This is a genomic window from Streptomyces sp. R11 (assembly GCF_041051905.1).
In the GTDB taxonomy this organism is placed as follows: domain Bacteria; phylum Actinomycetota; class Actinomycetes; order Streptomycetales; family Streptomycetaceae; genus Streptomyces.
Genome location: NZ_CP163432.1, coordinates 3,822,002 through 3,844,733, shown reverse-complemented (window position 1 = coordinate 3,844,733; position 22,732 = coordinate 3,822,002). Strand labels below are relative to the sequence as shown.

Annotated in this window: 15 protein-coding genes; 8 read left to right on the top strand and 7 right to left on the bottom strand. The window is 71.6% G+C overall.

The annotated features are described in order from the left end of the window. The first annotated feature begins 8 nt into the window (after window positions 1-8). Window positions 9-1,361, top strand: a complete 1,353-nt coding sequence (locus AB5J55_RS17390; RefSeq protein ID WP_369271561.1) for a sensor histidine kinase — start codon at window positions 9-11, stop codon at window positions 1,359-1,361. Between the two features lie 46 nt (window positions 1,362-1,407). On the opposite strand, the gene AB5J55_RS17385 is transcribed toward AB5J55_RS17390, so the two are convergent. Together AB5J55_RS17385 and AB5J55_RS17380 are read right to left on the bottom strand one after the other, a co-directional pair. Continuing rightward, a complete protein-coding gene (locus AB5J55_RS17385) occupies window positions 1,408-1,902 on the bottom strand; it encodes an SUKH-3 domain-containing protein (protein ID WP_369271560.1) in 495 nt (164 codons plus the stop codon). An 82-nt stretch (window positions 1,903-1,984) separates the two neighbouring features. Then, entirely contained in the window at window positions 1,985-2,500 is a 516-nt protein-coding gene (locus tag AB5J55_RS17380; protein WP_369271559.1) for a YwqJ-related putative deaminase, read from the bottom strand. Between the two features lie 316 nt (window positions 2,501-2,816). Between AB5J55_RS17380 and AB5J55_RS17375 the strand changes: the two genes are divergently transcribed. The 3 genes from AB5J55_RS17375 to AB5J55_RS17365 all read left to right on the top strand — a co-directional run bounded on the left by AB5J55_RS17375 (window position 2,817) and on the right by AB5J55_RS17365 (window position 7,880). Then, window positions 2,817-3,842 carry an SMI1/KNR4 family protein gene (locus AB5J55_RS17375; RefSeq protein WP_369271558.1) on the top strand — a complete coding sequence of 342 codons (1,026 nt, stop codon included), beginning with the start codon at window positions 2,817-2,819 and terminating at the stop codon, window positions 3,840-3,842. An 8-nt stretch (window positions 3,843-3,850) separates the two neighbouring features. Continuing rightward, window positions 3,851-6,733: an SUKH-4 family immunity protein gene (locus AB5J55_RS17370; protein ID WP_369271557.1), complete on the top strand. Its 2,883-nt coding sequence runs from the start codon at window positions 3,851-3,853 to the stop codon at window positions 6,731-6,733. 259 nt (window positions 6,734-6,992) lie between these two features. Then, on the top strand, window positions 6,993-7,880 hold the full coding sequence (locus AB5J55_RS17365; RefSeq protein WP_369271556.1) for a cellulose-binding protein: 888 nt from the start codon (window positions 6,993-6,995) through the stop codon (window positions 7,878-7,880). A 51-nt stretch (window positions 7,881-7,931) separates the two neighbouring features. Here the strand turns inward: AB5J55_RS17365 and AB5J55_RS17360 are convergent, their stop codons facing one another. The 3 genes from AB5J55_RS17360 to AB5J55_RS17350 all read right to left on the bottom strand — a co-directional run bounded on the left by AB5J55_RS17360 (window position 7,932) and on the right by AB5J55_RS17350 (window position 10,703). After that, the gene (locus AB5J55_RS17360; protein ID WP_369271555.1) at window positions 7,932-9,542 is read right to left on the bottom strand and encodes a cation acetate symporter; all 1,611 of its coding nucleotides are present in this window, start codon (window positions 9,540-9,542) and stop codon (window positions 7,932-7,934) included. After that, window positions 9,539-9,973, bottom strand: coding sequence for a DUF485 domain-containing protein (locus AB5J55_RS17355; protein WP_369271554.1), 435 nt, complete (start codon window positions 9,971-9,973; stop codon window positions 9,539-9,541). Before AB5J55_RS17355 ends, AB5J55_RS17360 begins: the two co-directional genes overlap by 4 nt. A 223-nt stretch (window positions 9,974-10,196) precedes the next feature. Continuing rightward, a complete protein-coding gene (locus AB5J55_RS17350; protein ID WP_369271553.1) occupies window positions 10,197-10,703 on the bottom strand; it encodes a GNAT family N-acetyltransferase in 507 nt (168 codons plus the stop codon). 100 nt (window positions 10,704-10,803) lie between these two features. Between AB5J55_RS17350 and AB5J55_RS17345 the strand changes: the two genes are divergently transcribed. Beyond that, on the top strand, window positions 10,804-12,000 hold the full coding sequence (locus tag AB5J55_RS17345; protein ID WP_369271552.1) for an alpha/beta hydrolase family protein: 1,197 nt from the start codon (window positions 10,804-10,806) through the stop codon (window positions 11,998-12,000). Here the strand turns inward: AB5J55_RS17345 and AB5J55_RS17340 are convergent. Continuing rightward, the gene (locus AB5J55_RS17340) at window positions 11,962-13,521 is read right to left on the bottom strand and encodes an MFS transporter (RefSeq protein ID WP_369271551.1); all 1,560 of its coding nucleotides are present in this window, start codon (window positions 13,519-13,521) and stop codon (window positions 11,962-11,964) included. The genes AB5J55_RS17345 and AB5J55_RS17340 overlap by 39 nt on opposite strands. Before the next feature lie 384 nt (window positions 13,522-13,905). Between AB5J55_RS17340 and AB5J55_RS17335 the strand changes: the two genes are divergently transcribed. Together AB5J55_RS17335 and AB5J55_RS17330 are read left to right on the top strand one after the other, a co-directional pair. After that, window positions 13,906-14,694 (top strand): ABC transporter ATP-binding protein, encoded by a 789-nt coding sequence (locus AB5J55_RS17335; RefSeq protein WP_369271550.1) that lies wholly within the window; start codon window positions 13,906-13,908, stop codon window positions 14,692-14,694. Next, window positions 14,691-17,261 (top strand): ABC transporter permease, encoded by a 2,571-nt coding sequence (locus AB5J55_RS17330; protein ID WP_369271549.1) that lies wholly within the window; start codon window positions 14,691-14,693, stop codon window positions 17,259-17,261. Before AB5J55_RS17335 ends, AB5J55_RS17330 begins: the two co-directional genes overlap by 4 nt. Window positions 17,262-17,361: 100 nt before the next feature. Here AB5J55_RS17330 and AB5J55_RS17325 read toward each other — a convergent pair whose 3' ends face one another. Next, the gene (locus tag AB5J55_RS17325; RefSeq protein ID WP_369271548.1) at window positions 17,362-18,813 is read right to left on the bottom strand and encodes a DUF2079 domain-containing protein; all 1,452 of its coding nucleotides are present in this window, start codon (window positions 18,811-18,813) and stop codon (window positions 17,362-17,364) included. A gap of 364 nt (window positions 18,814-19,177) precedes the next feature. Between AB5J55_RS17325 and mfd the strand changes: the two genes are divergently transcribed. Continuing rightward, the gene (gene mfd / locus AB5J55_RS17320; RefSeq protein WP_369271547.1) at window positions 19,178-22,708 is read left to right on the top strand and encodes a transcription-repair coupling factor; all 3,531 of its coding nucleotides are present in this window, start codon (window positions 19,178-19,180) and stop codon (window positions 22,706-22,708) included. The last annotated feature ends 24 nt before the right edge of the window (window positions 22,709-22,732 follow it).

The following is a 22,732-nucleotide window of genomic DNA, read 5'->3' as shown; positions in this document are numbered from 1 at the left end:
CTGGAGGCATGACCACGACGGGGGAAGAGCAGGCCGGGGAACCGCCACCGGGGGCGGGGCCGTGGTGGTGGGGCAGGTTGCGCAGTGCCGTGCTGGACGTGAGTCTGGCCGTCGTGTCCGCGCTGGAGTGCGGAGCGGAGGGGGTTCGGTTCGCGCGGGATGCCGGGATTCCGGTGGCCGCGGGGGTGGTGTTCGGGGTTCTGGCCGGGTCGGTGCTCCTGGTGCGGCGCCGGTGGCCGATAGCAGTCGTGCTCGTGTCGATCGCCGTCATGCCCGCCCAGATGGGCATCCTGCTGGGCGTCGTAGGCCTCTATACCCTCGCCGCGTCCGAGCTGCCGCGGCGGATCATCGCGTCGCTCGCGGGGATGTCGTTCGTCGGGATGTTGATCGTGACGTTCGTGTGGGTGCGGCAGGACGTGGCGCGGGGGAATCTGACCTTCGGGGACTGGGTGATTCCGTTCGCGTCGGTCACCACGGCTCTCGGTGTGACGGCGCCTCCGCTGCTGCTCGGGCTGTATGTGGGCGCCCGGCGGCGGCTGATGGAGAGCTTGCGGGAGCGGGCGGACAGTCTCGAGCGGGAGCTTCAGTTGCTCGCTGAGCGCGCGGAGGAGCGTGCCGAGTGGGCGCGGAACGAGGAGCGGACGCGGATCGCGCGGGAGATGCATGACGTGGTCGCGCATCGGGTGAGCCTGATGGTGGTGCACGCGGCGGCGCTCCAGGCCGTGGCGCGGAAGGATCCCGAGAAGGCCGTGAAGAACGCCGCACTCGTGGGAGACATGGGGCGGCAGGCGTTGACCGAGTTGCGGGAGATGCTCGGGGTGCTGCGCAGTGGGGGTGCCGTGCGGCAGCCGTCGGATGCGGAGCGGCCTCGGGGGGCTGCCGTACCGCTTGCGGCTGTGGGGGCCGCTGCCGCTGCGGCGGCCGATCGGGGGCGTGGTGTCGGCGGGGACGACGTCGGCGCCGAGGGGCCCTGCCTGTCGGAGTTGGACGAGCTGATCGGGCAGTCGGCCGCGGCGGGGATGGTGGTGGATCTGTCCGTGGAGGGGGACTCGCGGCCGTATGCGCCGGAGATCGAGCAGACGGCGTTCCGGGTGGTGCAGGAGGCGTTGACGAACGTCCACAAGCACGCGGCGGGCGCGAAGACGCATGTACGGCTCGCGCATCGGGTGTCGGAGATCGCGATGCAGGTGGAGAACGAGCCGCCGCCGGAGCTGTCGTCGGCGTCGCTGGCGCGGCTGCCGTCGGGGGGTAACGGCCTGGTGGGGATGAAGGAGCGGGTCGTGGCGCTCGGCGGGGTGTTTGTGTCGGGGCCGACGGATGCCGGGGGTTTCCGGGTGTCGGCGGTGATTCCGGCGGCGTAGCCGCGGTCCACGGTCGCTGGGCCGGTGGTGCCGGTGCGGCCGTGTGTCAGCCCGCTGTGAGCCGTGCCGGTTCTATGCCGGCGACGAGGCCGGCGAGGGCCTGGTCGATGTCGGGGCCGAGGTACCAGTCGCCGGTGTGGTCGAGGGCGTAGATGCGGCCTTCGGTGTCGATGGCGAGGAGGGCATCGGTGTCGGTTTCGGCGCCGAGGGGGCAGACCTCGGTGTCGAGGGCGCGGCCGAGGTCGCCGAGGGTTCGGGCCATGTGGAGGCCGTGGAGCGGGTCGAAGTGCAGGGTTGCGGGGGCGACCTGGCGGCCGGGGCCGGTGGGCGCGAGGTGCAGGCCGCCGAATTCGGCCCAGGCTTCCACCGCGGCGGGAAAGACGGCGTGGCGGTGGCCTGCGGGTGAGGCGTGTTCGCGCAGGGTGTCGGCCCAGATCTCCGCTTGCTTGATGTCCCAGCGTCCGGGTTGCCAGCCGGCGGCGCGTAGCGCGGCGTCGACGGGGACGGGGAAGCGGGTGGTGGAGGTGCGGTCGGTGTGCATCTGCCCTTCGTTCGTCGGTGCCTATGGGACGTGCGGGGTGAGTGTGGTGGGGGGTGGGTCGGCAGTCTGTGGCGGGGTGAGGTCAGCCGTCTGCCGCTGCCGGATCGACGATGCGGACGCCGAAGTGGGCGCTGAGGGCGGTGCAGGCGCGGCAGGGGGTGGCGAAGCTGCCGTGCAGGGGGTCGCCGTCCTCGCGGATGCGGCGGGCGGTGAGTTTGGCCTGTTTGAGGGCTTTGCGTGCTTCGCCGTTGGTCATGGGTTTGCGGGCGGCGCGTTTGCTGCGGGTGGCGTCGGCCGCGGCGATGTGGCGTGAGATCAGGATCGTCTCGGCGCAGCGGCCCGTGAAGCGGTCGCGTTGGCCGCTGGTGAGGGTGTCGAGGAAGTCCTGGACGAGGTGGTGCAGTGCGGGGGGCTGGTCGCCGCGGGCCGCGGTGCCGGTGAGGGTTTCGCCGCGGACGGAGAGGGCGGCGGCGACGGTGGGGAGTATGCCGTCGCGGCGGTGGCGGAGGGCGGGCGCGTGGGGGTTTTCGGTGGCGCTCCAGCCGATGCGGGGGTCGCCGGACCTGGCGGCGGGTTGGCCTGTCTGCGTCGCGTTCATGTTCTCATCCCCTCCCGAGCATCCCCCGGGCATGCTCTCGGACGTCACAGAGTGCCAAATGGCGTGGCGGGTGCGGAAGCTGGGGCGTCGCGACACGCCCGGGTTTGGGCGGGCTGTCACGGCAGGGTGACGGCTGGTCACGGAAGCGGAGGGGGTCACAACCGGCGCCGGTGACCGGTGTCGTCGTACCGCATAGGCTGTCGGCACCGCTTTCCATGCAGTGACGCGTGGACGGGGACGAGACAGTTGATACGGGGCGTTGTGACCGAGAGTGGTCATGGCGGACCGTATCTGAGCGCCGCAGGGGGCAACCGCCATGACGACAGGTCGGCTCGGGCTGGGGGCACCTCCCGGCCGCCAGGCCGGGGGACACGCCGCGCCGCCGAACGCGGCCTACGCCGGGCAGGTCGTGCATTTCCCGGATCCGGTTCGCGCGTCGCGTCACCCGAGAGGAGTACGGGTGGACGAGCGTGGACACCCCGACTTCTCGCCGTATGCGCGCGCGGCGGTGGAGATCGCGGAGCCGCCGGAGGGCTTCGGGGTCGACGAGTTGCGGCTGACGGACTATGTGTCGGCGAACGCGGCGCTGGCGGCGTCGGGGCACGCGTTGTGGGACACGGTGCCGGCGGTGGCGACGCCGCACGGCTGGACGTGGCATCACGTGGTGGGTTCGCGGCGGCTGGAGCTGGTTCCGGTCGAGGTGAAGGCGTTGCTGCGGCATCACGGCGGTATCGCGACGTCGGCGGTGGACCACGACAAGCGGGGGACACGGCCGTTGCAGGAGACGCGGCCGGCGCACTTCCGGCTGCCGAAGTCGGGTGTGGCGGTGACGGAGGCGCAGGCACTGGGGGTCGAGGAGGATCTCGGGTACCGGTTGCCGGGGGCGTATCGATCGTTCCTGAAGGCCGCGGGCGGATGTGCGCCGGTGGGGACGGCGTTGGACGCCGAGTTGGGTCTGCTGGTCGACCAGCCGCTGTTCACGGTGCGGGACGAGGCCGCGGTCAATGACCTGGTCTATGTCAACAAGTGTCTGCGCGACCATCTGACCAAGGACTACCTGGGTGTCGGGTTCGTGCAGGGCGGGTTGCTGGCCGTGAAGGTGAAGGGCGACCGGCTGGGTTCGGTGTGGTTCTGCGCGTACGACGACGCGCGGGACGTCGATCCCTCGTGGCCGCCGGCGGAGCGTGTGGAGCGGCTGTTGATGCCCTGCGGTGAGGACTTCGACGCGTTTCTGTCCCGGCTGGCGGGTTCTCCGCCGGAGTTGGAGACGGTGGCGAATCTGATGGTGGACGGCGGGTTCGCGCGTGCGGTGCCCGTTGCTGCCGCGGCTGTGGGGGAGTGAGCTTCGCGATGGTGACGTTCGCACAGGCGCAGGAGCGTGCGGAAGAGTGGATCAACGGTGAGGTGCCGGCGTACCAGCACCGTGAGGTGCGGGTACGGGAGTTCGGGCTCGGGTTCGTGGTGTGGGCCGAGGACCGCGCGGACGGTCCGCGTTCTGACGGGGGCGCGCAGCGGCTGGTGATCGCCCGGGACAGCGGGGAGGCCACGTTGTGGCCCGCGCTGCCGGTGGGTGAGGTGATTCGCCGGTACGAGGAGGAGTACGGCCGTGGGGACGCGGCTGCGCAACCGGCGCCGGCGGCTCCGGCGCGGGTGGATCTGAACCAGACGTCGTTCCTGCTGACTCCGCCGGAGTGGTTGCAGGAGGCGGCGGACCGGATAGGGGTTCCGGACCGGCGGGACGGGGGCTCGGGTTCCGGTTCGGGCTCGGCCTCGGTTTCGGACTTCGACACCGGTGCGGGCGTTGGTACGTCGGGTGCCGGGTCGCTGCCCGAGACGCAGGGCGGGGTGCCGGTGGGTGCCGCGTCGGCGTCGACTCCTCCGCCGCGGGAGCCCGGGGTGCCTGAAGGGGCGACTCCCTGGGCCGGTACGGACACCAACGCCGATCCCGGTGAGGACCGGTCGGTGCCGTTGCCGGAGACGGTGTTCGCGCCGCCGCTGAGCGGTGACGACGCCACGCCGCCGGACGCCAAGACGGCGCTGATGTCGGGCGGCAGCCAGCTTCCGAAGACCGCGGTCTCGCCGGCGCTGGACGGTTCCGACGCGCCGGGCGCGCCGCCTTCGCCGCCGGGGACGCCTCCTTCGTACGGGTATCCGCAGGGTGCGGGCGGGCCGGGTACGCCGCCTCCGCCGCCGGGTGCGCCTTCGTACGGCTATCCGCAGGGGCCGGGTGCGCCGGGTACGCCCGCGCCGGGTGTCCCTGGAGCGGGTGCCACGCCGCCGCCTGCCCCTTCCTACGGCTACCCGCAGGGTGCGCCGCAGGCTCCGGAGGCGCCCGGGCGGTCGCTTGCGCCCAACGCCGGGGACATCGCCGATGCCGCGACCAGTAAGGCGGCGCCTCCTCGTGCGCGGGGTGGGGCCACGCCGCCGCCTCCGCCCGGGGCTCCGGGGACACCGGGCGCTCCGGGTACGCCGGGGGGCGGGTACGTTCCGACGCAGCTGGTGTCGTCGCTCGGCCCCGACGGGCCCGGCATTCCGCAGCCGCCGGGCACCCCGGGTGCGCCCGGGGCACCCGGCGCGCCGCAGCCTCCGGGCACCCCCAACCCGCCCGGTACGCCCGGCGGTACGCCCCCGGGCGGTGTGCACCATGCCGCGACCGTGCTGGCCGACCCGAGCCAGATGGGCGGCGCCTCGCAGCCGCCTGGACCCCCTGGGGCGCCAGGTGCGCCGAATCCGTCCGGTCTTCCCAACCCGCCTGGTGCTCCCGGCGCTCCGGGTATGCCCGGTGCGCCGAACTCGCCCGGCATCCCGAACCCGCCCGGTGCTCCGGGCGCTCCGGGTATGCCTGGTGCGCCGCAGCCTCCGGGTGCCCCTGGCGCGCCCGGTGCTCCGGGTGCCCCCGGCGGCGCTCGCGATGGTGTTCACCACGCGGAGACGGTGCTCGCCGCACCCTCGGTGGGCGGACCCGGTGTGCCGCCTCCGCCGTCGGCGCCCGGCGCGCCGCAGCCGCCCGGCGCTCCAGGCATGCCGCCGGGCGCCCCGGGTAGGCCACCCGGAGCTCCTGGTGTTCCGCCGGGCGCACTCGGCACTCCGCCCGGCGCTCCCGGAGCCCCGCCCGGAGCTCCGGGCATGCCGCCCGGCGCCATGGGCACTCCGCCCGGCGCCCCCCAGCCCCCGATGCCGCCCGGCGCCATCCCCCCGCCCGGCCAGTCAGGTCCGGGTCAGCCCCCTGCGTACGGCTACCCGCAGCCGCCCGCCGGTCAGCCGACCGTGGGCCCCGGCTACCAGGCCGTTCTCCGCTACCGCGCGCAGGACGGTTCGGAGCAGCAGCTGATCCGGCGTTCGGCGCCGGGTACACCGCATCCGGAGTGGCAGATCTTCCACGAGCTGCGGGGCATGAACGTGCCCCCGGACCAGGTGCTGGAGCTGCACACCGAGCTGGAGTCGTGTGAGCTGCCGGGCGCGTACTGCGCGCGGATGATCCGGGAGCAGTGGCCGCAGGCGCGGATCACGTCGATCGCGCCGTACGGCACGGATCACGCGAGCCGGCAGCAGGGCATGCAGCAGCTGATCGCCCATCAGGGAGAGTTGCACCAGGTGGCCGACGGGCCCGCCCGGCCGGCGCCGGTGCGTGTCCCGGTGCAGCCGGTGCAGCCGGTGCCGCCGATTCCGCCGGAGGGTGTGGCGCAGGAGCTGGCGGGGGCGTTCGGGCCGGGGCTCTTCCGGTTCGAGCAGGCCGCCGTGTCCCGGCAGGGCGTGCCGCCGGTCGTGGCGCACTGCCTGGTGGTCGGTGGTCTGCCGATGGACATGGGTCCGTTCTTCTGGGCGCAGGCCCAGCCGGGACGGCCCGTTCCGACGCTGGCGGAGCTGGCGCAGGAGCGCGGGGTGCAGCCGGCGTCGGACGCGGGGTCGTACCTGGTGATGGGCAGCGACTTCGGCAAGGCGATCTGTGTCCAGTACGGGACGGCGAACATCGTCGCCGTGCCCGTGGAGGCGGGCCCGGGCGGCGCGCCCGTACCGCCGCAGTTCGTGAACACGGGCCTGCCCGAGTTCCAGCGCTGCCTGGCGCTGCTGGGCCGGATGTGGCGCCTTCGCTTCGGCCTGAACCAGGAGCAGGCGGGCCGTTGGACCGTCGACTTCCAGGCCCAGCTCGCCTCGCTCGACCCGGCTGCGCTCGGGTCGCCGGAGAGCTGGTGGTCGGTGCTGCTGGAGCAGATGTGGGACGGGCTGTTGTGACGCCGTGCGTCCGCTCGATGTGAGGTGATGTCACCCGACTGCCGCTGACGGCGGCGTGCGGGTTGTGAAAGGGCCGGCTCCCGGTTGTGCGACCGGGGCCGGCCCTTTGCGTATGCGCTACTCGCCGCGCCTTTGTGCCTCTGTGCCCACCGTGCCGTGCCTCCTGCGCGGAGTGTCGCGTTATGAACGCTTCCGTCCGATACATCAAGATGTGCGCTAAATCATCATTTCGCATCCGTTCGGCGGAGAGGGGTCAAGGATGAGCAGCGCACCGGTCCCGCTCTACGACTTCGTGGTCGTACGAGGGCGTGGCTACCGTCCCGAACAGGTCGACGCCTACATCGATGACCTGTTTCGCGACCGTGACGCCGCCTGGGAGCGGGCCGCCCGGCTCACCGTGCTCGCCAGGGAGATGGAGGCGGAGGCGGAGCGGCTGCGCGAGGTGGTGGAGGAACTCGACCCGCAGACGTACGAGGAACTCGGGCATCGGGCGTGGCGGCTGTTCGAGATGGTGCAGGAGGAGGCCGCCGCCGTGCGGGAGGGCGCGCACAAGGAGGCGAAGCGGCTGATGGAGGAGGCTCAGACGTACGCGGACGAGGTGCGTGACGCGGCACAGGCGCACGCCGACGCCGTGAGCGCCGAGGCCGAGGAGTACGCCCGTCAGCGGTTGCTCGTCGCGCGCAGTGAGGCGGGCGAGATCCGTATCGCCGCCCGGCGTGAGGTGAAGGAGGAGCGCGGGGAGGCGCTCGGCCCGATGCGCGAGGCGCGCCAGCGCACCAAGGTGTTGCTCGCCCAGCAGGCCAAGGAACATGCCGAGCGGGAGGAGGAGGCCGAGCGGGAGGCCGAGAAGGGGCTGGCCGCGGTGGAGGCGGCGGAGGCGGAGGGGGTGGCGCGGGCCGAGGCCGCGTTGGCCGAGGCGCGCCAGGAGCTCGCGGACGCGGAGACCACGGCGAAAACCCTGCAGGAGGAGGCGCAGGCGCGTGCGGAGGAGGTGGTCGAGCAGGCTCGGAAGCGGGCGGAGGAGATCGCCCGGGACACCGAGCAGGTGCTGCGCGAGCACGGGGAGACGTGGGACGAGGTGCGCATGCAGATGGACCAGATGCGCAACAGCCTCTCGACGCTGGAGCGGCAGGCGGCCCTGGAGTGAAGGGGGGCCGGGATCCGCAACGGACCCCGACCCCGGCCCCGTGAGGCAGGCTCAGTTCCCCCTGCGTACCGCCCCCGCCAGAATCCACCCCTCGACGGCCTCGTACTGCCGTCGCTGTTCCTCCGACTTGTTCCGCCCCGACACGACCGTCCCCAGCCAGCCGAGGAGGAACCCGGCCGGAATCGACACGAGCCCGGGCGTCGTGAACGGGAACCAGTTGAAGTCGGCTTCAGGGAAGGCTGAGACCGGCGACCCGGAGACCAGATTGGTCCCCGGCATCATCACCAGCACGACCAGCGAGCCGCCGATCAGCGTCCACAGCAGACCGGTCCGCGTGTACCGGCGCCAGAAGAGGCTGTAGACCAGGGCCGGGGCGATCGCCGAGGCGCCCAGCGTGAAGGACAGCGTCACCAGCGGCTGAAGGCTGCGGTGCTGGACCATCGTCGCCAGCACGATCGCCGGGACGCCCACCGCCAGCGCCGCCAGCCGCGCCACCATCATCTCGCGGCGGCCGGACAGCTCCCGCAGCCGGGTGGCGAACACGTCGTGGGCGAGGGAGTTGGCGCAGGCGAGGATCATGCCGGCGACCGAGGCGAGCACGGTCAGGAAGATGGCCGTGGTGACCGCCGTGAACAGCAGCGTCTCCGCGGTGGATACCTCGGCGCCGAACGCGGCCCTGGAGCCCAGCAGATACGCCGTGTTGCCCTGCGGGTCCGCCCCGGCGATCACCTCGCGCCCGATCAGTGCCGTCGCGCCGAAGCCGACCACCGTGATCACCAGCACGAACAGCGCCACGCTCGACACCGCCCACGACATGGAGCGGCGCACCTGACGAGCGCCCGACGCGGTGTACATGCGCATGGTGATGTGCGGCAGGACCGCACCGCCGAGGACGACCGCGAGCTGGGAGCTGATCATGTCGAGCCGGGGATGCGGACCACCCGCGAACTGCAGACCCGACTCCAGGAACGCCGAGCCGACCCCGCTGCGGTCCGCCGCCGCGTTGAACAGGGCGCCCGGGTCCCAGTCGAACCGGTCCAGCACCAGTACGGCGACCACGGCGCCCGATCCGAGCAGCATCACCAGCTTCAGGATCTGGATGAGCGCGGTGCCCTTCATCCCGCCGATCGCCGCGTAGCTGATCATCAGCACGCCCAGGCCGACGATGCACCCCGTCTTCAGTGTGTCGCTCGAGAATCCGAGGATGAACGCCAGCAGCTGCCCGGTCCCGGCCAGCTGCACGAGCATCAGCGGCACCAGCGCGGCCAGCGTCACCGCGCAGGCCGCGATCCGTACGCCCCGCCCCGGCATCCGGCGCGCGAGCGCGTCGCCCATGGTGAACCGACCCGCGTTGCGCAGGGGTTCGGCCAGCAGGAACATCAGCAGCATCAGCGACAGGGCGGTGCTCAGGGCCAGCACGATCCCGTCGTAACCGCACAGCGCGACCACACCGGTGGTCCCGAGCACGGTGGCCGCGCTGATGTAGTCGCCGCCGATCGCCAGGCCGTTGCGCATCGGGGACAGGGAGCTGTAGCCCGTGTAGAACTCGTCGAGGTCGTCCCGGTCCGGGCCCGTCATCACGCACAACAGCAGCGTGACGGTGGCCACCGCACAGAAGGCGACCAGCGACATCGCCTGCGCGTTATCGCTGAACTCCGTCATCGCCACGTCTCCCTCTGCCCCGTGCCCTGCCTGCCCGCCTCCCGCTTGGCGTCCACCGCGGCCTCCTTGCGGATGCGGTCCGCGAGCGGGTCGACGTAACGCCGGGCGGTGTGCTCGTACAGCCATATCGCCAGCCAGGTGACCGGCAGTTGGAGCAGTGCGAGCAGCAGGCCCGCGGGCAGGCCGTCGGTGACCGTGCTCGACATGAACCCGGGCGCGAACGCGGACAGGATCAGGAAGAGGGTGAAGTAGCCGAGCGCGGTGAGCGTCGCCACGCGCCGCTGCCAGCGGTAGGCGGTGCGCAGGATCCGCAGGTCACGGTGGTGCCCGAGGGGTGGGTGATCGGGGGTTCGGTGGTGTGGGGGCGGGGGTGCTGGCGGGTCGGGGGGTTGCCAGGGGTAGCCGGCGTATGGGTCGTACGGGGAGGACATCCCGTGCTCCTTGCGTGACTCGGGTCCGGTGCGGCGGACCGCAGGGAGTGTGGGGGGCGGGCGAGCCACGCACGTTACTTCGGAGTACGTCCGAACGCGAGGGTTTCGTCAAACTGAGTGGTCGGTACGCACTTCCTTCACCGAACCGTGTCTGACCTGGAGTGTTACCGCCGTTAACTCAGACTTTTGAGTCGGCTATGGGCTACAGCAGGCGACGGCCGCGCTACTTCAGGTGAACCAGTGCGTCGGGCGAGAGCCGGTAACGGACCCCGGGCCGTCCGTCGATGGTGATGCCCTCCACCACGGTGAAGGCATTCCTCTCCAGGACGGTCCGGGAGGCGAGGTTGTCCAGGGTGGTGATGGCGACCAGGGACTTCAGTCCGTACGTCGTCGCGGCCATCCGGCACAACTGTGCCACCGCCGCCGTGGCGACGCCCTTGCCGGCCGCCCGCTCACCGACGCGGTACCCGAGTTCGGCGCAGCCGTCCTCGACGTCCATCAGGTTGACCCGTCCGACGATTTGGCCCTCGTCGTCCAGTACGACATGGAAGTGGCAGATTCCGGCGTCCTGTTCGGCCAGCAGGGCCTGGTGTCTGGCGGCGAACCCGGCGGCTTCGAAGTACGCGTCGCCGCGGTCCGGGATCGTACGCGCGAAGTACTCCCGGTTCTCCGCCTCGAAGGCGAGAAGGGCGGGCGCGTGGTCGGCTCGCAGGCGTTCCAACGTCAGCATGACGGCCAGGGTATGTGTCCGTCCGCGGTACCACCGGGCGTCCGGAGGAGGGGACTCCGGGTCGATGCCCGGTCAGGGGCCGCGGCCTAGCGTCGTTTGCATGAACCGATCACGCTTCTTAGCGGTCGCCGCGTCCGCCGTCCTCGCGCTCGGGCCCGCCCTGACCGTGTCCGCCGACGCCGCGGGGCCCGCCTCTGCCGCGCCCGTGTCCGCTGGCTCTGCCCTCACCGACTCCGCGGTCTCCGCCACCCCCGCCGCGTCGGCCCGACTCCCGCGTCCGACCGGCCCGCATGCCGTCGGCCGCAACACCCTCCACCTCGTCGACCACGACCGACCGGACCCCTGGGTGCCGTCCGCCGGTGCCCGTCAGCTCATGGTGTCCATGTACTACCCCGCCCGCCCCGGCACGGGCGGAGCGACGGCCCCCTACATGACCACCGAAGAGGCCCGTCTGCTGCTGGAGTCGAGGGTCCCGGACACCACGGTTCCGCCGGAGGAGATCAGCGGCGTACGCACCTGGGCGCACATGGAGGCCCGTCCGGCGCACGGCCGGTTCCCGCTCCTCGTGCTCTCGCCCGGGTTCACGTTGCCGCGCGCGACCCTGACCGGTCTCGCCGAGGACCTCGCCAGCCGCGGATACGTCGTCGCGCTGGTCGACCACCCGTACGAGAACGCCGGTACGACCCTCCCCGACGGGCGGACGCTGCCCTGCGCCATCTGCGACGAGTTCTCCTCGATCGGCGGTTCGGCCGTTGCTCGGAGCCGTGCCGAGGACGTCTCCTTCGTGCTCGACCGGCTGACGGGGCGGCACCCCGCGTGGCGGCACGCGCGCGTGATCGACGCGAAGCGGATCGGCATGGCCGGGCACTCCATCGGCGGCAACGCCGCCGCCGCGACGATGGCCGCCGACGCGCGCGTGCGGGCCGGCGTGAACATGGACGGCACCTTCTTCTCCCCGGTGCCCGCCGGCGGACTCGACGGCCGGCCCTTCCTGATGATCGGGGCCGCGAACAGGCCCCCGCGCGACACGACATGGGACGAGACCTGGGCCGAGCTCGACGGCTGGAAGCGCTGGCTCACCTTCGACGGAACCGACCACGGCTCGTTCACCGACGCGCCTCTGCTCGGGGAACTCCTCGGCATCCCGGACACCGCGCCGCTGCCCTACGGGCGTTCACTGGCCCTCACGCGCGCGTACGTCGCCGCGTTCTTCGACCTGCACCTGAAGGGCGTCCCGCAGCCCGTCCTCGACGGGCCGTCACCGGCCAACCCCGAGGTCCACGTCCGTCTTCCGTGAGTCGTCCTCGTTGAGGACCGGGAACCGTCTCGGTGCCAGCAGCAACAGCACCAAAAACGCCAGCGCCGCCGCACCGGACGCCCCCAGATACACGGCGTGCACCGCGTCGGCGATGGCCCGCCTGGTGGCCTCCGGGGCCGCGCTGCCGGAATCCAGGGCCCGTGTCACCGAGTCCAGGTCGCTCGCCCCGCCGAGCCGCGACGCCAGCACCCCGTTGGCGACCGCGCCGAAGATCGCAGCGCCCAGCGTCTGCCCTGTCTGGCGGCAGAACAGCACCGACGCCGTCGCCGTACCCCGCTCCGACCAGCCCACCGTCGACTGCACGCCCACGATCAGCGGCAGTTGGAACAACCCCAGCGCCGCCCCCAGCAACAGCATCAGCAGCGTCGGCTGCCACGCCTGCCCGGGATACGGCAGGAACGGAAACGCCAGCAGGACCAGCGACGCCGTCCCGATGCCCAGCATCGCCGTGTTGCGAAAGCCGATCCTGCGATACACATGCTGGCTCAGCGCCGCCGACACCGGCCAGCTCAACGTCCACACGGACAGCACGAATCCGGCCGCCACCGGCGCCAGACCGAGCACCGACTGGGCGTACGTCGGCAGGAACACCGCCGGCGCCACCATCAACAGCCCCAGGGCGCCCAGCGCCAGGTTCACCGCCGCGATCGTCCGGCGCCGCCACACCCACCCGGGGATGATCGGGTCGGCCGCCCGGCGCTCCACGATCACCACGACCGCCGCGAGCGCAAGTCCCGTGGCGAACAAGGCGATCGACGGTACCGACAGCCACGGCCACGCCACCCCGCCCTGCACCAGCGCCGTCAGCAGCACGCCCCCGCACGCGAACACCGCCAGCGCGCCCGCCCAGTCGACACGCGCGCGCGTGGCCGTCGTGTCCGCACTCGCGTCCTTGGCGCGCTGCGGCTCGTGCAGGTACCGCACGATCAGCCACAACGCCACCGCCCCGATGGGCAGGTTGATCAGGAAGATCCAGCGCCAGTCCGCGTACGCCGCCAGGACCCCGCCCACCCCGGGCCCGGCCACGGCCGAGACCGCCCACACCGTCGACAGCTTGGACTGGATCTTCGGGCGTTCCTTGAGCGGGTACAGGTCGGCGGCCAGCGTCTGCACCGTCCCCTGCAGGGCCCCGCCGCCCAGCCCCTGCACGATCCGGAACGCGATCAGCGCCCCCATGTTCCAGGCCACCGCGCACAGCAGCGACCCCAGCAGGAACAGCGCCGCGCCCGCGATCAGCACCGGCTTGCGGCCGAAGGTGTCGGAGAGCTTGCCGTAGACCGGGAGGGTCACCGTCACGGCCAGGAGATAGCCGGAGAACAGCCAGGAGAAGACGGAGAAGCCGCCGAGGTCGCCGACGATCTGCGGTACGGCGGTGGAGACGATGGTGGCGTCGAGTGCCGCCAGTGCCATCGCGAGCATCAGGGCCGCGACCACGGCTCCCCGCTTCGCTGTTCCGGTGCGCTGTGCGGTCTCGCGTATAGCGGGTCTCGTACTGCCCACCGGGGTCCTCTCCTGTTGCTTTCCCCTTGCACCTATCTGCCGCCGAACAGCTTCCCACTTGACCCTCACGCGGCGGGAGGGTGGAGCCTCAGTGGGTCCGAGGGAGGAGACGACCCCGAGACGCTCTCCATCGAAGGGTGGAGTGCCCCTAGGGGTACCTCCGTACCAGGGGTCGGGGAGGGTTCGTACCGGCGGAGGACGAGACGCCCCGGTGTCCGTCCTTAACCTGGCTTTACGCCGCTGGGGGGCGGCTCACCGAACCGGCGGGGGTGGGGTTTTCCCCCGCACAAGAGGGGGCTGGGCACCAGCGCGCCGGCCCCTCTCCCACCACGAGACTGACGGTCGTAGCAATGACCGACCGTCGCAAGACATAGGAGACATACCGTGACATCGGCTGTGACCATTCCCAGGCACGGGGGTACTGGAGGGCGTACGGCCGTTGCCGCGCGGGCGCGGCAGGTCGTCAAGGCGTACGGCTCGGGGGAGACCCGGGTCGTCGCTCTCGACCACGTCGACGTGGACATCGCGCGTGGCCAGTTCACCGCGATCATGGGCCCCTCCGGGTCCGGCAAGTCCACCCTGATGCACTGCCTCGCCGGGCTCGACACCGTCACCAGCGGCCAGATCTACCTCGACGAGACCGAGATCACCGGGCTCAAGGACAAGAAGCTCACGCAGCTGCGCCGGGACCGGATCGGCTTCATCTTCCAGGCGTTCAACCTGCTGCCGACGCTCAACGCCATCGAGAACATCACGCTGCCCATGGACATCGCCGGCCGCAAGCCCGACCGGGCCTGGCTGGGGCGTGTCGTCGACACCGTGGGGCTCTCCGACCGGCTCAAGCACCGGCCCACCCAGCTCTCCGGCGGCCAGCAGCAGCGTGTCGCCGTCGCCCGTGCGCTCGCCGCGCGGCCGGAGATCATCTTCGGTGACGAGCCCACCGGAAACCTCGACTCGCGCGCGGGCGCCGAAGTGCTCGGCTTCCTGCGGCGGTCCGTCACCGAGCTCGGGCAGACCATCGTGATGGTCACGCACGACCCCGTCGCCGCCTCGTACGCGGACCGGGTGCTGTACCTCGCGGACGGGCGCATCGTCGACGAGATGCACAAGCCGACCGCCGAGGCCGTCCTGGACCGCATGAAGGACTTCGACGCCCGGGGACGTACGTCATGACCGTCCTGAAGACCTCGATGCGCAACTTCTTCGCGCACAAGGGGCGCATGGCCCTCTCGGCCGTGGCGGTGCTCCTGTCGGTCGCCTTCGTGTGCGGCACGCTCGTGTTCACCGACACGATGAACACGACCTTCGACAAGCTCTTCGCCGTCACGTCCTCCGACGTCACCGTCAGCCCCAAGGACGCCGAGGACGAGGACGACGGCGGCGGCACGGGCAAGCCCGTCTCGCTGCCCGCCTCGGCCGTCGAACAGGTCGCGGCCGTCGACGGCGTCAAGAAGGCGGAGGGCGCGGTCGCCTCTATGAGCGTGACCGTCGTCAACTCCGAGAACAAGAACATGGGTTCCTCCACCGGCGCGCCCACCTTCGCCGGCAACTGGACCGAGAACGACAAGAAGTCCATGGAGATCACCTCCGGGCACGCCCCGCGCGGGCCCACCGAGGTCATGGTCGACGCGGACACCGCCGACAAGCACGACCTCGAGCTGGGCGACGAGTTGCGCACCATCGCCGCCACCGGCGACATCCGCGCGCGGATCGTCGGCATCGCCTCCTGGAAGGTCACCAACCCGGGCGCGGCCGTCGTCTACTTCGACACCGAGACCGCCCAGCGCACCCTGCTCGGCGCCACCGGCCGCTTCACGCAGGTCTCCGTCACCGCGGCGGACGGCGTGAGCGACGCACAGCTCAAGCAGAACGTCGCACAGTCGCTGGACGGCACGTACAAGATCCAGACGGCCAAGGAGACCGCCGACGAGAACCGCAAGGACGTCAGCGCGTTCATGGACGTCATCAAGTACGCCATGCTCGGCTTCGCCGGGATCGCGTTCCTCGTCGGCATCTTCCTGATCATCAACACCTTCTCGATGCTGGTCGCCCAGCGCACCCGCGAGATCGGCCTGATGCGGGCGATCGGCTCCTCCCGCCGGCAGGTCAACCGGTCCGTCCTGGTGGAGGCGCTGCTGCTGGGCTTCGTCGGCTCCGTCCTCGGCGTGGGCGCCGGCGTCGGCATCGCGGTCGGCCTGATGAAGCTCATGTCGATGGCCGGCATGAACCTCTCCACCGACGACCTCACGGTCAAGGTCACGACCCCCCTGGTCGGTCTGATCCTCGGCGTCGTGGTGACGGTGCTGGCCGCCTACCTCCCGGCCCGCCGCGCCGGCAAGGTCTCCCCGATGGCCGCCCTGCGCGACGCCGGCACACCGGCCGACGGCAAGGCGGGCTGGATCCGCGGCCTGGTCGGGCTGGTCCTGACGGGCGCCGGTGTCTTCGCCCTCTACGCGGCCGCCACCGCCGACAAGGCCGGCGACGGCGCGCTGATGCTGGGCGGCGGCGTGGTGCTGTCCCTGATCGGCTTCGTGGTCATCGGCCCGCTCCTCGCGGGCGTCGTGGTCCGCGTGATCAGCGCGGTGCTGCTGCGCGCCTTCGGCCCCGTCGGCCGCCTGGCCGAGCGCAACGCCCTGCGCAACCCGCGCCGTACCGGTGCCACGGGCGCCGCCCTGATGATCGGCCTCGCGCTGGTCGCCTGTCTGTCGGTGGTCGGCTCCTCGATGGTCGCCTCGGCCACGAGCGAGTTGGACAAGTCGGTGGGCGCGGACTTCATCGTCATGCCGCAGCAGGGGCTGATCGTGGCGCAGGCCGAGAAGGCCATGCAGCAGACGCCGGGCCTCGCCCACGTCACCCGCAACAAGGAGATCGACGCCACCCTGACCTCGCCGGACGGCAAGACCGACGACTCCGGGCTCACGGCCGCCGACCCGACGTACGCCGAGGACCTGCGCCGTGCGACCACGGCGGGCACCCTGTCCGCCGCCTACGGCAAGGACGCCATGTCGGTCGGCTCCGACTACGCCAAGAAGCACGGCGTGCGGGTCGGCGACACCATCACGGTCGCCTTCAAGGGCGGCGAGACGGCGAAGCTGAAGGTCGCGGCGATCACGAAGGACGACACCGCGTTCGACCAGGGCGCGCGCTACATCAGCATGGAGACCGTGCAGAAGTACCTCCCCGCCGACCGGATCCCGCAGAGCCAGATCATGTTCGGCAAGGCGAAGGAGGGCCAGGAGGAAGCGGCGTACGCGGCCCTGAAGAAGTCGCTGCACGACTACCCGCAGTACCAGGTCCGCGACCAGACCGACTACAAGGAGGAGCTGAAGGACCAGATGGGCCAGCTGCTGAACATGGTCTACGGCCTGCTCGCCCTGGCGATCATCGTCGCGGTCCTGGGCGTGGTGAACACCCTGGCCCTGTCGGTGGTGGAACGCACCCGCGAGATCGGCCTGATGCGCGCCATCGGCCTCTCCCGCCGCCAGCTGCGCCGCATGATCCGCATGGAATCCGTGGTGATCGCCCTGTTCGGCGCCCTGCTGGGCCTCGGGCTCGGCATGGGCTGGGGCGCGACGGCCCAGCGGCTGCTCGCCCTGGAGGGCCTGAACGTCCTCGACATCCCGTGGCCGACGATCATCGGGGTCTTCATCGGCTCGGCCTTCGTGGGCCTGTTCGCGGCCCTGGTGCCGGCGTTCCGGGCGGGCCGGATGAACGTACTCAACGCGATCGCGACCGAATAGCCACCGCACACGGGGGTTGCGGGGGACGGGCCCGGTCCGAGGGCGACACCTTCGGACCGGGCCCGGACGTGTGCGGGGGCGCCCCCTGATGCTCCGTCCGCTATCCCGTCCGGCGTTCCAGGAGCACGACTCCGTACGCGGTGCCCTTGATCGTGTACCGGGCGTCGGGGTGCAGGGTGCGGGCGTAGGCCTCGACATCGCGGTAGCGCTTGCGGGAGTTGTCGAGGGCGATGAAGTCCGGCTCGATGCCCTGCGTGTTGGTGACCCAGAAGACGCGGCAGCGTGAGGTGAGCCGGCTGATCGGGGCGATGTTCGCCTCGACGGAGGCGCCGTCCGGAACCGTGCCCAGCAGCCGCTCGATGGCGCTCACGCGCGCGGGCTTGCGATAGATCTCCCCCTCGGCCAGCGCGGACAGCGGCAGCGAGGTCGTCAGCGCGACCGAGGCCGCGGCGACGGCGGCCGGCAGGTGCTGGACGTACGACCGCAGCCACGCGCGCGTGCTGTGCCGGGCGGTGTCGAGGGCGTCGACGAGCGCGAGGCTGACGACGGGCATGAGGACGGCGCTGTAGTGCCAGTCGGTGCCCCAGTACTGCGAGTAGGAGGAGACGAAACGCCAGCCGATGGTGGGCAGGGCGATGAGCAGGATCGGGGAGCGCAGCGCGAGCAGCCCGGTGGTGGGGATGAGCAGCCAGCACAGCGTGCGGAGCTTGGTGTCGAGGCCGTCGAGGGGTCCGCCGCCGCCGGACTCGCTCACCTTGTTCCAGTAGTCGTAGGTGCCGGCGGAGTTGAAGCTCGGTATGACCACGAGCAGCGTGAGAGCGACGGCCACCACGCCGAACACGGCGACGCCGAGGGCGTACCGGAACGCGCGCGGCGAGAGGTGGCGTGTCCGCCAGGCGACGACCAGGGCGATGGCGGTGACGGTGAACCCCAGGTCCTCCTTCACGAGGACGAGCGGAACCGCCCACAGCAGAGCGGCGCGCCAGCGCTGCCCGAGAAGCGCCTCGAGGCTGAAGGCGATGAGAGGGACGGCGAAGCAGATCTCGTGGAAGTCGAAGTCGACGGCCTGCTGAAGCCCCCACGACAGCCCGTACGCGATACCGATCGCGAGCCCCCGCCGCCGCCCGAGCAGCCGGGCCGCGGCGCGCGTGACGGGCACGGCGGACAGCGCGAACAGCGCCGCCTGCGCGACGAGCAGCGTCACCGACGAGGGGAAGACCCGGTACACCGGCGCCAGCAGCACCGTCACCGGGCTGAAGTGATCCCCCAGGATGTTGAACCCCGGCCCCTTCAGATCGGCGACGGGCGCCTGAAGATGCGCGTACGACCGGATGACCTGCTCGAATATCCCCAGATCCCACGACCGCTGCCCCAGATGCCGGTAACGACCGACCGAGACGACCGCATACCCGACGAACAGCACGACAGCGAGCACCCAGGGATCACGCCGCCCGGGACCGGGCTGCGCGTGCCCGGGCTCGCGCGGGCCGGGCGCCGGTATGTGGGGGTCCGAGGACGTGTCCCGGGTCGGGGAGGTGGCGGGGGTGGGCATGGAGGGACCCTACGTGGTGCGGGCGTTCGGGTATTCGCCCACCCGTGCGAGTCGGTCGCTTCATGGCGCCGGTCCGCGCGCTCCGGCCGGTCGGACGTGCGAGGCGCCGGTCCGCACGATCCAGCCCGTCCGGCGTTTGAGGACGAGGCCCGTCCAGGGCCGAAGCGGGGTCCGGGGCGGCGGCCCCGGCGGGGTCGAAGGGGCGAAGCCCCTTCACGACGTCACGTCAACGCCGGCGACCGGAGAACGGACGTTATCCACAGCCCCGGCGCCCGCCCGCGCAGCGACGTACGCTGGAAGCCCCCGGCCCGCAACACGTGTCGGGCCCTTCGTGTTGCCCACCCAGGACGGAAAGCCCCCCTCCATGAGCCTGCACGGTCTGCTCGACGCCGTAGTCAAGGACACCGCCCTCGCGGAAGCGATCACGGCGGCCGCAGACGGCAACCGCATGCACGTCGACCTGGTCGGCCCCCCGGCGGCCCGTCCGTTCGCGATCGCCGCCCTCGCCCGTGAGACGGACCGCCCGGTCCTCGCGGTGACGGCGACGGGCCGGGAGGCCGAGGACCTCGCGGCAGCCCTGCGCTCCCTCCTCCCCCAGGAGGGCGTCGTGGAGTACCCGTCCTGGGAGACCCTCCCGCACGAGCGCCTCAGCCCCCGCAGCGACACCGTCGGCCGCCGCCTCGCGGTCCTGCGCCGCCTCGCCCACCCCAGCACCGACGACCCCGAGACGGGCCCGGTCTCCGTGGTGGTGGCGCCCGTACGCTCCGTCCTCCAGCCGCAGGTCGCGGGCCTCGGCGACCTGGAACCGGTGGCCCTGAGAACCGGCCGGACCGCCGACCTGAACGCCGTCGTGGAGGCCCTCGCGGCCGCCGCGTACGCGCGCGTGGAGCTCGTCGAGAAGCGGGGCGAGTTCGCCGTACGAGGCGGCATCCTGGATGTCTTCCCGCCCACCGAGGAACACCCCCTGCGCATCGAGTTCTGGGGCGACGACATCGAGGAGATCCGCTACTTCAAGGTCGCCGACCAGCGCTCCCTCGAAGTCGCCGAGCACGGCCTGTGGGCCCCGCCCTGCCGCGAGCTCCTCCTCACCGACGACGTACGCGCACGCGCGCGTGCCCTCGCCGAACAGCACCCGGAGCTCGGCGAACTGCTCGGCAAGATCGCCGAGGGCATCGCGGTCGAGGGCATGGAGTCCCTCGCCCCCGTCCTCGTCGACGACATGGAGCTGCTGCTCGACGTCCTGCCCAAGGGCGCCATGGCCGTCGTGTGCGACCCGGAGCGGGTGCGCACGCGTGCCGCCGATCTCGTGGCGACCTCGCAGGAGTTCCTGCATGCCTCCTGGGCCGCCACGGCCGGCGGCGGCGAGGCGCCCATCGACGTCGGCGCGGCCTCCCTCTGGTCCATCGCGGACGTCCGGGACCGGGCGCGCGAGCTGGAGATGATGTGGTGGTCGGTGTCGCCGTTCGCCGCTGACGAGACGCTCGACGCGGACACCCTCAAGCTGGGCATGCACGCGCCCGAGTCGTACCGCGGCGACACCGCGAAGGCCCTCGCCGACACCAAGGGCTGGCTCGCCGACGGCTGGCGCACGGTCTTCGTGACCGAGGCGCACGGCCCCGCGGCCCGCACGGTCGAGGTGCTCGGCGGCGAGGGCGTGGCGGCCCGCCTGGAGTCCGACCTCGGGGAGATCTCCCCGTCGGTCGTCCATGTCGCCTGCGGCTCGATCGACTACGGCTTCGTGGACCCGGCGCTCCGGCTGGCCGTCCTGACCGAGACCGACCTGTCCGGGCAGAAGGCGGCCGGCAAGGACGGCGCCCGCATGCCCGCCCGCCGCCGCAAGACGATCGACCCGCTGACCCTGGAGGCGGGCGACTACATCGTCCACGAGCAGCACGGCGTCGGCCGCTACATCGAGATGGTGCAGCGGACCGTACAGGGCGCCACGCGCGAGTACCTCGTCGTGGAGTACGCCCCCGCCAAGCGCGGCCAGCCCGGCGACCGGCTCTACATCCCCACCGACCAGCTGGAGCAGATCACCAAGTACGTCGGTGGCGAGGCCCCCACCCTGCACCGCCTGGGCGGCGCCGACTGGACGAAGACCAAGGCGCGGGCCAAGAAGGCCGTCAAGGAGATCGCGGCCGACCTGATCAAGCTGTACAGCGCGCGCATGGCGGCCCCCGGGCACGCCTTCGGCTCGGACACCCCCTGGCAGCGCGAGCTGGAGGACGCCTTCCCGTACGCCGAGACTCCCGACCAGCTGACGACCATCGCAGAGGTCAAGGAGGACATGGAGAAGTCGGTCCCGATGGACCGCCTGATCTGCGGCGACGTCGGCTACGGCAAGACGGAGATCGCGGTCCGCGCCGCCTTCAAGGCGGTCCAGGACGGCAAGCAGGTGGCCGTACTGGTGCCCACGACCCTGCTGGTGCAGCAGCACTTCGGGACGTTCTCCGAGCGTTACTCGCAGTTCCCGGTGAACACCCGGGCCCTGTCCCGCTTCCAGAGCGACACCGAGGCGAAGGCGGTCCTGGAGGGCCTGCGCGAAGGCTCGGTGGACATCGTGATCGGCACGCACCGGCTGTTCTCGTCGGAGACCAAGTTCAAGGACCTGGGCCTGGTCATCGTCGACGAGGAGCAGCGCTTCGGCGTCGAGCACAAGGAGCAGCTGAAGAAGCTGCGCGCGAACGTCGACGTCCTGACGATGTCCGCGACCCCGATTCCGAGGACCCTGGAGATGGCGGTCACCGGCATCCGGGAGATGTCGACCATCACGACCCCGCCCGAGGAGCGGCACCCGGTCCTGACCTTCGTCGGCCCGTACGAGGAGAAGCAGATCGGCGCCGCGATCCGCCGTGAACTGCTGCGCGAGGGCCAGGTCTTCTACATCCACAACCGGGTCGAGTCGATCGACCGGGCGGCCGCGCGCCTGCGCGAGATCGTCCCGGAGGCACGCATCGCGACGGCGCACGGCCAGATGTCGGAGCAGGCGCTGGAGCAGGTCGTCGTCGACTTCTGGGAGAAGAAGTTCGACGTGCTCGTCTCGACGACGATCGTCGAGTCCGGAATCGACATCTCCAACGCCAACACCCTGATCGTGGAGCGCGGCGACAACTTCGGCCTCTCCCAGCTGCACCAGCTGCGCGGCCGCGTCGGACGCGGGCGCGAACGCGGGTACGCGTACTTCCTGTACCCGCCGGAGAAGCCGCTGACCGAGACCGCCCACGAGCGCCTCGCCACCATCGCCCAGCACACGGAGATGGGCGCGGGCATGTACGTGGCGATGAAGGACCTGGAGATCCGAGGCGCGGGCAACCTCCTCGGCGGCGAGCAGTCCGGGCACATCGCCGGAGTCGGCTTCGACCTGTACGTCCGCATGGTCGGCGAGGCCGTCGCGGACTACCGGGCGTCCCTGGAAGGCGGCATCGAGGAGGAGCCCCCGCTCGAGGTCAAGATCGAGCTCCCCGTCGACGCCCACGTCCCCCACGACTACGCACCCGGCGAACGCCTCCGCCTGCAGGCCTACCGCGCCATCGCCTCCGCCAACACGGAGGAGGACGTCAAGTCCGTACGCGAGGAACTCGTCGACCGCTACGGCAAGTTGCCCGAGCCCGTCGAGAACCTCCTCCTCGTGGCAGGCCTGCGCATGCTGGCCCGCGCGTGCGGCGTCGGCGAGATCGTCCTGCAGGGCAACAACATCCGCTTCGCCCCCGTGGAGTTGCGCGAGTCCCAGGAGCTCAGGGTCAAGCGCCTTTACCCCGGCACCGTCATCAAGCCGGCGGTGAACCAACTGCTGGTCCCGCGCCCGAAGACCGCCAAGGTGGGCGGGAAGCCGCTGGTCGGACGGGAGCTGCTGGGGTGGGTCGGGGAGTTCCTGGCGTCGATTCTGGGGTCGTGAGCGGGGCGGTGCCGGGATCGCGAG